The 10710-nt window shown below is 29.3% G+C and carries 12 protein-coding genes; 4 read left to right on the top strand and 8 right to left on the bottom strand.

The genetic code is table 11. From position 1 onward, the window contains the following. Positions 1-270, top strand: a 270-nt coding sequence (locus ABY863_RS03480; RefSeq protein ID WP_372792874.1) for a hypothetical protein, incomplete at its 5' end; no start/stop codon positions are given. 59 nt (positions 271-329) lie between these two features. On the opposite strand, the gene ABY863_RS03475 is transcribed toward ABY863_RS03480, so the two are convergent. From ABY863_RS03475 to ABY863_RS03440, 8 genes are all read right to left on the bottom strand, one after another. Continuing rightward, positions 330-812 (bottom strand): dihydrofolate reductase, encoded by a 483-nt coding sequence (locus tag ABY863_RS03475; RefSeq protein ID WP_372792873.1) that lies wholly within the window; start codon positions 810-812, stop codon positions 330-332. A gap of 17 nt (positions 813-829) precedes the next feature. After that, entirely contained in the window at positions 830-1216 is a 387-nt protein-coding gene (locus ABY863_RS03470) for a 2TM domain-containing protein (protein WP_372792872.1), read from the bottom strand. A 12-nt stretch (positions 1217-1228) separates the two neighbouring features. Next, the gene (locus tag ABY863_RS03465; RefSeq protein WP_372792871.1) at positions 1229-1438 is read right to left on the bottom strand and encodes a hypothetical protein; all 210 of its coding nucleotides are present in this window, start codon (positions 1436-1438) and stop codon (positions 1229-1231) included. Positions 1439-1558: 120 nt separating this feature from the next. Continuing rightward, positions 1559-2383, bottom strand: coding sequence for a thymidylate synthase (locus ABY863_RS03460; RefSeq protein WP_372792870.1), 825 nt, complete (start codon positions 2381-2383; stop codon positions 1559-1561). Positions 2384-2545: 162 nt separating this feature from the next. Beyond that, entirely contained in the window at positions 2546-3799 is a 1254-nt protein-coding gene (locus ABY863_RS03455; protein WP_372792869.1) for a nucleoside permease, read from the bottom strand. Positions 3800-3826: 27 nt separating this feature from the next. Next, positions 3827-4435, bottom strand: a complete 609-nt coding sequence (locus ABY863_RS03450; RefSeq protein WP_372792868.1) for a bifunctional nuclease domain-containing protein — start codon at positions 4433-4435, stop codon at positions 3827-3829. A 90-nt stretch (positions 4436-4525) separates the two neighbouring features. Next, entirely contained in the window at positions 4526-5488 is a 963-nt protein-coding gene (locus tag ABY863_RS03445; protein ID WP_372792867.1) for an electron transfer flavoprotein subunit alpha/FixB family protein, read from the bottom strand. 54 nt (positions 5489-5542) lie between these two features. Continuing rightward, positions 5543-6283 (bottom strand): electron transfer flavoprotein beta subunit/FixA family protein, encoded by a 741-nt coding sequence (locus ABY863_RS03440; RefSeq protein WP_372792866.1) that lies wholly within the window; start codon positions 6281-6283, stop codon positions 5543-5545. Positions 6284-6462: 179 nt separating this feature from the next. Between ABY863_RS03440 and ABY863_RS03435 the strand changes: the two genes are divergently transcribed. The 3 genes from ABY863_RS03435 to ABY863_RS03425 all read left to right on the top strand — a co-directional run bounded on the left by ABY863_RS03435 (position 6463) and on the right by ABY863_RS03425 (position 10601). Next, positions 6463-7443 carry a pyruvate dehydrogenase complex E1 component subunit beta gene (locus tag ABY863_RS03435; RefSeq protein ID WP_372792865.1) on the top strand — a complete coding sequence of 327 codons (981 nt, stop codon included), beginning with the start codon at positions 6463-6465 and terminating at the stop codon, positions 7441-7443. Between the two features lie 63 nt (positions 7444-7506). Next, on the top strand, positions 7507-9999 hold the full coding sequence (locus ABY863_RS03430) for a DUF5686 family protein (protein ID WP_372792864.1): 2493 nt from the start codon (positions 7507-7509) through the stop codon (positions 9997-9999). A 68-nt stretch (positions 10000-10067) separates the two neighbouring features. After that, positions 10068-10601, top strand: a complete 534-nt coding sequence (locus ABY863_RS03425) for an inorganic diphosphatase (RefSeq protein ID WP_372792863.1) — start codon at positions 10068-10070, stop codon at positions 10599-10601. Positions 10602-10710 lie beyond the last annotated feature (109 nt).

The following is a 10710-nucleotide window of genomic DNA, read 5'->3' as shown; positions in this document are numbered from 1 at the left end:
TTTCAAAAAGAAGAAGAATCAATTTTTTATAAACCAATTTTAAGAATGGAAGGTGATTCTATTTATATTTCTAAAGTGACATTTAACAATGAACCATTTAAGATTGAGCTTTATGATAATGATTCCCATTTATTGTATGAAGAAGAGTTAAAAGGGGCTATTTCATTAGATAGAAAATTAAATATCTCAAAACTTGAAAGTGGTGAATATAAATTTATGATGATAAGTAAAAGTAGGGTATTTGAACAAATAGTAAAAAAGAAAAAGTAACACTATGTTAATAATTAAGTTTGGTTTAAAAGGAGGTTTTATTTGTAAAACTTCCTTTTTTATTTTCTAATATATGTTACAAAACTATAATCATATTTATTTTTTTCATCAGATTTAAAAAATTCTCTTGAAGTTTCTTTCCAAATAGTTGTATTTATTTCTGGGAAAAACGCATCAGCTTCAAATTGATGATGCACAAATGTTAAGTCTAATTTATTTGCAATTTCAATAGCTTGTTTATAAATTTCAGCACCACCTAAAATATACGGATTTTCATCTTCTTTAGAAGCTTCAATAGCTTGTTGCAAAGAGTTAACAACTACACAGCCTTCTGCATTAAAATTACCATTGCGTGTAATAATAATATTAGTTCTGTTTGGTAGTGGTTTTCCTAAGGATTCAAAAGTTTTTCTTCCCATAATTACATGGTGATTCGCAGTTACTTTTTTAAACCGTTTTAAATCTGATGGTAAATACCAAATTAACTGATTGTCTTTTCCTAAGGCATTTTTTTCAGCTATCGCAGCTATAATAGTTATCATTCTTTTATTGAATTGTTTTAGAAGTTTTCTTTTTTTTTGAATTCGGAAGCAGATTGTTCACTTTCAGCATTTAGCTTCGCTTCTTTAGTTATTTCTTTTTCTAGTTTGGCTATTTTAATTTCTTGCTTTAATACTAATTTTTCTGTTTGTTTACGTTCCCAATCATTGCTCATAAAACGGTGAGTAATAAAAACGTTGATAGCATGTAATATTAAAAAAAACAGCCATAAAAGTATGACCCAAATAAACCAATTTGTAAAAAGAGACTCATCAATTTTTAAATATTTGTTAAGAAAAATTAAATAGATGGAACCTACTATAAATATGATAAAATGAATATACAAACGTTTTTTTTGCTTTACTCGTTTTCGTGCATTTTCATATAATTCATGTTGTTCGTTCATAGCCTTTATTTGTTACATACTTTTAACCCATTCTTTAATGTAACCACTAAAATCTTCAGTTTCATTCATTTCCTGATTTTGTAAATTTTCATTTGAAAAATTCAAAAATTTTAAAATATTTTCATCAGAAGTGTTGAAAATAAATTCAATTGATTTTAATAAGTTTACGTTATCAATTTCAATGATTCTTTGAATTAGTTTAAGTTTTAAATTTGCTTCCATGATTTTTTTTTTAGATAGCTATAAAATTATTAAATGATTTTCAATTAATGTATTAAATCTATATTAATATTTTAGTAAAACGAGCTATTTTAACTTTCTGTATATACTTTTAAGAAAGTATTAAACCGAAACACTACCTTTAATATGTGGATGTGGATTATAATTGATTAGTGTAAAATCTTCAAAAGTAAAATCGAAAATATTTTTTATGGAAGGATTTATTTCTATTTTTGGTAACTCTTTTGGTTCTCTAGATAATTGTAAATCTATTTGTTCGCTGTGATTACTGTATATATGAGCATCACCAAAAGTGTGAATAAAATCACCTGGTTTTAAATCACAAACCTGAGCCATCATCATAGTAAATAAAGCGTAAGATGCAATATTAAAAGGAACGCCTAAAAAAATATCGGCGCTTCGTTGGTATAATTGACAAGATAATTTCCCTTCTGTTACATAGAATTGAAAAAAGGCGTGGCACGGCGGTAAAGCTGCTTTTCCTTTCGCTACGTTTTCTGAAAAGGATAAAGATGTATCAGGTAAAACACTTGGGTTCCAAGCTGAAATTAACATTCTTCTACTGTCAGGATTTGTTTTTATGGTATTTATTACCTCAGAAATTTGATCAATTCCTTCACTATTCCAATTTCGCCATTGATGTCCATAAACAGGACCTAAATTTCCATTCTCATCAGCCCAAGCATCCCAAATTTTTACATTATTTTTTTTTAAATATTCAATATTTGTGTCTCCTTTTAAAAACCACAATAATTCATAAATAATAGATTTTAAATGTAATTTTTTTGTAGTTAGCATTGGGAATCCCTCACTTAAATCAAAACGCATTTGATATCCAAAAACACTTTTAGTACCTGTTCCAGTTCTATCTTCTTTAACAATTCCGTTATCGCGAACGTGTTTTATTAAATTTAAATATTGTTTCATTTAAAATTTTTTAAGTAATAGCTGATTTTCAAATAAAATCAGCTATTAGATAGTTTATTGGGTTTTTTTATAAAAAAAATTAGCTTTTGAGTAAAAGAAACTAATGTTCTAATTTTAAAAACTGAATTTAACTTGAATTGTTTTGCTAAACTTTCTTGTCAGTTAATGGTTAACTTCTCCTATACTTTCAGGGTTGTGTTTATGCTTAAAAAACAGTGCAAATAAAACAGTAACTATTAAAGAATAGATAGCAAAAGTGAGCCAAATGCCATTCCAATCTTTACCAGTTTCTGATGTGAAATATTGATCAATAATAATTCCACTTGCAACACTTCCAATAATTGCACCAAATCCATTAGTCATCATCATAAAAAGACCTTGAGCTGAATTTCTTGTAGAGGCATCTGTTTCTGTTTCTACAAAAAGAGAACCTGAAATGTTGAAAAAGTCAAATGCCATACCATAAACGATACCAGATAAAATAATCATCCATACACCTGATCCTGGATCGCCGTATGCAAAAAGCCCAAATCGTAAAACCCAAGCAAACATACTCATTAACATCACTTTTTTAATACCAAAACGTTTTAAGAAAAAAGGAATAGCTAAAATAAATAAGGTTTCTGATATTTGAGATATAGACATAATTAGGGTAGAATATTTAACTACAATAGAGTCTGCAAATTCTGCTATATGTTTAAAATCATCTAAAAAGACATCTCCGTATGCATTAGTTAATTGTAAAGATGCACCAAGTAGCATACTAAACAAGAAAAATAATGCCATTTTATAATTTTTAAATAGTTTAAAAGCATCTAATCCTAATATTTTTACAATTGATTTTTCACCTTCAGTTGCACCTTGTGGCGGACATTTAGGTAAGAAAAATGAATAAATTCCTAGTCCTATAGCAACTACTCCTGCTATATAAAATTGATTGGAAGAGTCTTTATTACCAGATAAATTAGTGATCCACATTGCAACAATAAAACCAACAGTACCCCAAACTCTAATAGGAGGAAAACTTTTTATAACATCTAGGCCATTACTTTTTAATGCATTATAAGAGATAGAATTTGATAAAGCAATAGTTGGCATATAAAACACCATAGCTAACAAAATAATCCAAAAGAAATCATTTGGATTGTTAATTAATGGAACAAAAATTAAAGTTAATCCGCCCAAAATATGTAAAATAGCATATAATTTTTCAGCATTAATCCATCTGTCTGCAATAATTCCCGTCAATGTTGGCATAAATAGAGAGGCAATACCCATTGTTGAGAAAATTGCTCCAAATTCTGAACCTGACCATTGTTTATTTTGAAACCAATATACACCAACAGTTATTAACCAAGCTCCCCAAACAAAAAATTGCAGGAAACTCATAATAGTTAGTTTTATTTTTACATTCATAATTTTTCGAATATTTAATTGTGTGAGTTATTTGGAAGTACGTTTATTTATTTCATCACGAATGGTTGCTGCTAATTCATAATTTTCTTGCTGAATAGCTTCATTTAATTTTTCGTTTAATTGTTTGAGTGTGTCTTCAGAAAAGGAAGTTTCATTTTTAACAGGTTCATCTATTAAATTTTCAATACTTAAAGGATCATCATCAGTAGTCAATGGATCTTTCATTTTTAAATAGATTCCAGCTTTGTCTAATATATTTTCATAGGTAAAAATTGGAGCATTAAAGCGTGTTGCTAATGCAATTGCATCAGAAGTTCTAGTGTCAATAATTTCTTCAATTTTATCTCGTTCACAAATTAAACTTGAATAAAATACGCCATCAACCAATTTGTGAATGATGACTTGTTTTATGATAATGTGAAATCTATCTGCAAAAGTTTTAAACAAATCATGTGTAAGAGGTCGAGGGGGTTTAATTTCCTTTTCTAAAGCAATTGCAATTGATTGCGCTTCAAAAGCTCCTATAACAATAGGTAATGTTCTACTTCCATCTACTTCACTTAACACCAATGCGTATGCGCCACTTTGTGTTTGACTATAAGATATTCCTTTAATATTTAGACGAACTAAACTCATAAGTTAAAATTAGCAAAAAAGACTGTCTAATCAAAGGACTTTAATGTACAATAATTAGACAGTCTATTTAAGAGGCACAATTTAATAAAATTATGCGTTATTTGCTTTAAATTCTTTTAACTTTTCAATTAATTTTGGAACCACTTCAAAAGCATCACCTACAATTCCATAATCTGCAGCTTTAAAGAAAGGTGCTTCAGGGTCGGTGTTAATTACAACTTTTACTTTTGATGAGTTAACACCGGCTAAATGTTGAATTGCGCCTGAAATTCCAATTGCAACGTATAAATTTGAAGCCACTGGCTTTCCAGTTTGTCCAACGTGTTCACTATGAGGTCTCCATCCTAAATCTGAAACAGGTTTAGAACAAGCAGTTGCAGCTCCTAAAACTTCAGCTAATTCTTCTATCATACCCCAGTTTTCAGGTCCTTTTAAACCTCTACCTCCTGAAACTACAACATCAGCATCAGCAATAGTTACTTTTCCAGAAGTTTGTTCTATAGCAGAAGAACTAAGTTTACTTTCAATAATAGAAGGGGAAAATTCTTCAATACTTCCTGAAACTACATTTTCATGTAAACCATAAGAATTCTTTGCTAATGAGATAACTTTGATATCTGTATTAAATACAGTGTTATTAAATCCTTTATTTGAAAAGGTTTTTCTTTTTACAGTTAACGGTGAAGTTGAACTTGGTAATGCTACAACATTTGTTGCGTAACCAGCATTTAAATTAACAGCAACATTTGGACCCATGTATAAACTATTTGCAGTTGAATCTAATATAACAATTTGGGAGCCTTCTTTTTCAGCAGCTTGCTTAATAATGTTAGCAAATATGTTAACATTAAAAGTTTTTAATGCGTCATTTGAAACATTTAAAACTTTCTCTGCACCATAGGTATATAATAATGTAGGATTGTTTGAATTTATTGTCAATACAACAATAGTTGTTCCTAACTGCTCTGCAACTTTTTTCCCGTAGGATGTTACTTCAAAAGCAGATTTCTTAAATTTTCCTTCCGATGTTTCGGCAAAAACTAATACTGACATATATTTTTGTTTGTTAAATCGTTTATTTGTTTAGTTGATTCAATTTTATAATAACTATATTACTTTAGCTTCATTATGCAATAAACTAATAAGTTCATCTACATTATCAACTATTTTACAAGCAGATTTTGCGGCTTGTTTTTCAAATGAAGTAATTGAAGTTGCTGGATTACTATTTATTGGTTCAACAATAGTTAAAGGTTTTTGACGCGCCATCATAATACCTCTCATATTTGGGATACGTAAATCTTTTTCTTCAACCAATCCTTTTTGACCGGCAATAATTAAAGGTAAGGTAGATGTAAGAACTTCTTTCCCACCATCAATTTCACGTGAAATAGTTGCTTTATCACCGTCAATTTCAAGACCAATACAAGCATTTACAAAATTATAGTCTAACAATGCAGCAAGCATTCCAGGAACCATTTCACCATTATAATCTATAGATTCTCTCCCAGCTAGCACTAAATCATAACCTCCATTTTTTACAACTTCAGCTAATTCTTTAGCAACTGAAAAACCATCAATAGCTTCTGTATTTACTCTAATAGCATTATCAGCACCAATAGCCAATGCCTTACGTAAAGTAGGTTCAGTTGCAACAGTCCCCACATTTGCTACAGTTACAGAGGCTCCTTGCTTTTCTTTAAACCACATAGCTCTTGTAAGAGCAAATTCATCAAATGGGTTTATAACATATTGCACGCCATTACTATCAAATTTAGTATCATTTTCAGTGAAATTGATTTTTGAAGTAGTGTCTGGAACGTGACTAATACAAACTAATATTTTCATTTTATTGTGTGTTTTAAATATTTGGTCTAAAATTAAACAGCATTTTTATTTATAAAAACGAATGTACTATTTTTTTTTTAAAAATACTATGCACGCATAGTAAATATTTTATATGACATTATTTTTTTGATTCTAATTTTAGAAATGCTTACTTTTGCAAATCTTAAAAAACAGACAAGATGAAGACAATACAATTTAGGGAAGCTATATGTGAAGCGATGAGCGAAGAAATGCGCAGAGATGAAACAATTTTCTTGATAGGAGAGGAAGTTGCTGAGTACAATGGCGCATATAAGGCTTCTAAAGGAATGTTAGATGAGTTTGGGGCAAAAAGAGTGATAGATTCTCCAATTGCTGAGCTTGGTTTTACTGGTATTGCTGTTGGATCTGCAATGAATGGTAATAGACCAATTGTTGAGTTTATGACTTTCAATTTTGCATTAGTAGGTATTGATCAAATTATAAATAATGCAGCAAAAATCAGACAAATGTCTGGTGGACAATTAAACTGTCCAATTGTTTTTAGAGGGCCAACAGGTTCTGCAGGGCAATTAGGTGCTACACACTCACAGGCTTTTGAAAACTGGTTTGCAAATACACCTGGATTGAAAGTAATTATACCTTCAAATCCTTATGACGCAAAAGGTTTATTAAAAGCAGCTATTAGAGATAATGATCCTGTGATTTTTATGGAGTCTGAACAAATGTATGGCGATAAGATGGAAATTCCAGAAGGAGAATACATAATTCCTATTGGAGTTGCAGATATCAAAAGAGAAGGAACAGATGTAACAATTGTTTCATTTGGAAAAATAATTAAAGAAGCTTACAAAGCTGCTGATATTTTAGAAAAAGAAGGAATTTCGGTTGAAATATTAGATATGCGTACCATTAGACCAATGGATTTTGAAGCTATTTTTACTTCAGTAAGAAAAACAAATAGATTGGTTATTTTAGAGGAATCATGGCCTTTTGCAAGTATCTCATCAGAAATTACATTCCAAGTGCAAGAAAATGTATTTGATTATTTGGATGCGCCAATTAGAAGAATTACTACAGCAGATACACCTGCACCATACTCTCCAGTGCTACTTGAAGAATGGTTACCAAACTTTAACGATGTTGTGAAAGCCGTTAAAGATGTACTATATAAAAAATAAAAGCATAGAATTTGCGTTATAAATTCCTTTCGAGATCTAACTTGAAAGGATTTTTTTATTATTATGAGAAAAAATAAATTACTTAGTTTATTATTGTTTGTTGTTTCTGTTGGTTTTGCACAAGTAAAAGTTAGCGGTGTTGTTATAGATGAACAAAACGAAACAGTTCCTTTTGCAAATATTATTTTTGTTGGCTCAACTACAGGGACGGTTTCAGATGAAAATGGAAAATTTTATTTAGAATCCGATAAAACGTACTCGCAAGTAGAAATTTCTTTTTTAGGTTTTGAAACTAAAATTATTACTGTAAAAAATAGGGATTTTAATTTAATAATTACCTTAAAGGAAGAAGCTTCCAGATTAGATGAAGTTTTTATTTATAGCGGAAAAGTAAAGAAAAAAGGAAATCCAGCAATAGCAATTCTAAAAAAGATTTGGGAGAAAAAACGTGAAAACGGTATTTATTTATTCGATCAATATCAATATGAAAAATATGAAAAATTAGAATTTGATTTAAATAATATTGATAGCGCTATGAAAAAAAGTAAACTCTTTAAGGGAATGGAGTTTGTTTTTGATGCAATTGATACATCACGAATTACAGGAAAAGCTTTTTTACCAATTTTTATAAATGAATCTGTTTATAAATCATACGGTAAAAATAAAGAAGGAAAAAGCTTTCGAGAAGATTTAATTGCTAATAAAAATTCTGGGTTTGAATCCAATCAAAATGTGATTGCATTTATTAAAGATTTGTACGTAGATTATAATGTATATGATAGCTATATTAAAATTTTCGACAAAAGTTTTGTGAGTCCAATTTCAAAAGCTGCAGGAATTTCAACCTATAACTATATTTTAAGAGATAGCGCTTTTATAGATAATAAATGGTGTTATAATATTTTATACTACCCTAGAAGAAAAAATGAATTAACTTTTAAAGGCGATTTTTGGGTGAATGATACCACGTTTGCAGTTAAGGAAATTAATATGCAAGCCAATCGTAGCGCTAATATAAACTGGGTAAAAGACATTTATATTGAACAGGAATTTGATGTTTTAAATGACTCGGTATTTTTACTGAAACGAGATTATATGTTGTCAGATTTTAGCTTTAAAAAGAAAGAAAAAGCTAAGGGGATGTACGGTAGAAGAACTACTATGTACAAAGACTATCAATTTAATAAAGAGAAAGAAGCTAAATTTTATGCGAAAGAAATAAATGTTTATGATGATGAAATTTACAATAAAAAGGATGATTATTGGAGTGTCAATAGGCAAGAAGAATTAAATAAAAACGAAGAAGGTATTTATAAGATGTTGGATACCTTAAAAACAGTTCCAAAATTTAAGAAAATTTATAATTTAGTTTCTATTTTGGGCTCTGGCTATGTAGAATTTAACAATTTTGATTATGGACCAATTTTTTCAACCTTTGGGAAAAATGATGTTGAAGGATGGCGTATTCGTGTTGGAGGTAGAACATTTTTAGGAGGGAATGAACCATGGAGAATTCAAGGGTATACAGCTTATGGTTTTAAAGATAATAAATTTAAATATGGAGCTTCCGGAAAATGGATGTTAAACCCAAAAAGTAGATTTATAATTGGAGCAGGAAATAGGAGGGATGTAGAGCAGATTGGCGTAAGTTTAACAACTACGAATGATGTTTTAGGACGAAGTTTTGCATCATCTTCATTATTTGCTAGTGGAGATAATAGTAAACTAACCTCCATAAACTTATCAAATGTTTATATGTCTATGGAGCCTGTAAATAATTTAGAGTTTAGATTAGGTTCTTCATATAGAACCCTAGAATCTGCATCGCCAGAAACATTTAATTTAGATTATTGGGTTGATGAAGCTCAAACAATTAAAAAATCAGAATTAGCACAATCTGAGCTTGATTTTTCAATTAGGTATACTCCCAACAGAAAAAACATAGGTTATGGTGTTGAACGAAATGAAGTTACAGATACATATTCTACATTATTTTTAAATTACTCTAGAGGTATAAAAGGAGTTTTTAATAGTGATTTTGATTATGAAAAAGTACAATTTTATTATCGTCAACCAATATTAATAGGTGGTTTTGGGCGAATGTTTACTACTTTTGAAGTTGGAAAAACATTTGGAGAAGTTCCATTAGGTTTATTAAGTGTTGTTCCTGGAAATCAATCTTATTTTACAATTGAAGGTACTTATTCTTTATTAGATTATTATGAATTTGTAACTGATACATATGTATCACTTCACTTAGAACATAATTTTAATGGACGGTTTTTTTCAAGAATACCATTATTACGAAAATTAAATTTACGTGAATTAGTTGGTGTAAAAGCGGTTTGGGGTGAACTTTCCGATAAAAATATAGCTTTAAATGCAACTAACAATATTAATTATATGGCGCCCACAAAAGGATACTTTGAATATAGTGTAGGTGTTGGAAATATATTTAAAGTTTTTAGGTTAGATTTTAGCTGGAGAGGAAATTATAGAGATACTCCTGGAGCAAATAATTTTGCTATAAAAGGAGCTTTTGGTTTCCATTTTTAAAATAACATGATATTTATCAACTTTACTTAATGATTTTTGTACTTTTGCTTTAAGAAAAACTAAAAAGAATGACTGCTAAGAATAAAAAAATGTTAACATTTGATGTGTTAATTGAAATACCAAAAGGAAGTAGAAATAAGTATGAATATGATTTTACATTACATAAAATTAGATTTGACAGAATGTTATTTTCTTCTATGATGTATCCAGGAGATTATGGATTTATCCCTGAAACTTTAGCATTAGATAAAGATCCACTAGATGTATTGGTATTAGGTTCTGAACCAACTTTTCCAATGGTAGTTATGGAGGTTAGACCAATTGGTGTTTTTCATATGACAGATGAAAAAGGACCTGATGAAAAAATTATTTGCGTACCAGTTTCAGATCCTATTTGGAATAATAGATTAGATATTTCAGATTTAAACCCACATCGATTAAAAGAAATAGAGCACTTTTTTCAAGTTTATAAAGATTTAGAAGAGAAAAAAGTTGATGTTGGTGGTTGGGGAAATGCCGAAGAAGCAATTAAAATTTACCATGAATGTGTTGCTAGATATGACACTAGTGATCACAAGAAAAAAAGAACGTTTACAATATAAAAATCACAATTTAAAAAACCTTTCATTTCTGAAAGGTTTTTTTTAGATAAAAATCTTGCGAAAACGTTTGAAATAACTATTTTTAGCTCCATTAAAAAACTAACTAATT

Source organism: Lutibacter sp. (assembly GCF_041562875.1).
Lineage (GTDB): Bacteria > Bacteroidota > Bacteroidia > Flavobacteriales > Flavobacteriaceae > Lutibacter.
The sequence above is the reverse complement of the archived record's forward strand: the minus strand, read 5'-3'. Positions and strand labels throughout refer to the sequence as shown.

What these genes read in the sequence shown, in the direction of transcription:
- ABY863_RS03475 (WP_372792873.1), bottom strand. Translation starts at nt 812, where the DNA reads ATGATAACTATTATAGCTGCGATAGCTGAAAAAAATGCCTTAGGAAAA.
- ABY863_RS03470 (WP_372792872.1), bottom strand. Translation starts at nt 1,216, where the DNA reads ATGAACGAACAACATGAATTATATGAAAATGCACGAAAACGAGTAAAG.
- ABY863_RS03465 (WP_372792871.1), bottom strand. Translation starts at nt 1,438, where the DNA reads ATGGAAGCAAATTTAAAACTTAAACTAATTCAAAGAATCATTGAAATT.
- ABY863_RS03460 (WP_372792870.1), bottom strand. Translation starts at nt 2,383, where the DNA reads ATGAAACAATATTTAAATTTAATAAAACACGTTCGCGATAACGGAATT.
- ABY863_RS03455 (WP_372792869.1), bottom strand. Translation starts at nt 3,799, where the DNA reads ATGAATGTAAAAATAAAACTAACTATTATGAGTTTCCTGCAATTTTTT.
- ABY863_RS03450 (WP_372792868.1), bottom strand. Translation starts at nt 4,435, where the DNA reads ATGAGTTTAGTTCGTCTAAATATTAAAGGAATATCTTATAGTCAAACA.
- ABY863_RS03445 (WP_372792867.1), bottom strand. Translation starts at nt 5,488, where the DNA reads ATGTCAGTATTAGTTTTTGCCGAAACATCGGAAGGAAAATTTAAGAAA.
- ABY863_RS03440 (WP_372792866.1), bottom strand. Translation starts at nt 6,283, where the DNA reads ATGAAAATATTAGTTTGTATTAGTCACGTTCCAGACACTACTTCAAAA.
- ABY863_RS03435 (WP_372792865.1), top strand. Translation starts at nt 6,463, where the DNA reads ATGAAGACAATACAATTTAGGGAAGCTATATGTGAAGCGATGAGCGAA.
- ABY863_RS03430 (WP_372792864.1), top strand. Translation starts at nt 7,507, where the DNA reads ATGAGAAAAAATAAATTACTTAGTTTATTATTGTTTGTTGTTTCTGTT.
- ABY863_RS03425 (WP_372792863.1), top strand. Translation starts at nt 10,068, where the DNA reads ATGACTGCTAAGAATAAAAAAATGTTAACATTTGATGTGTTAATTGAA.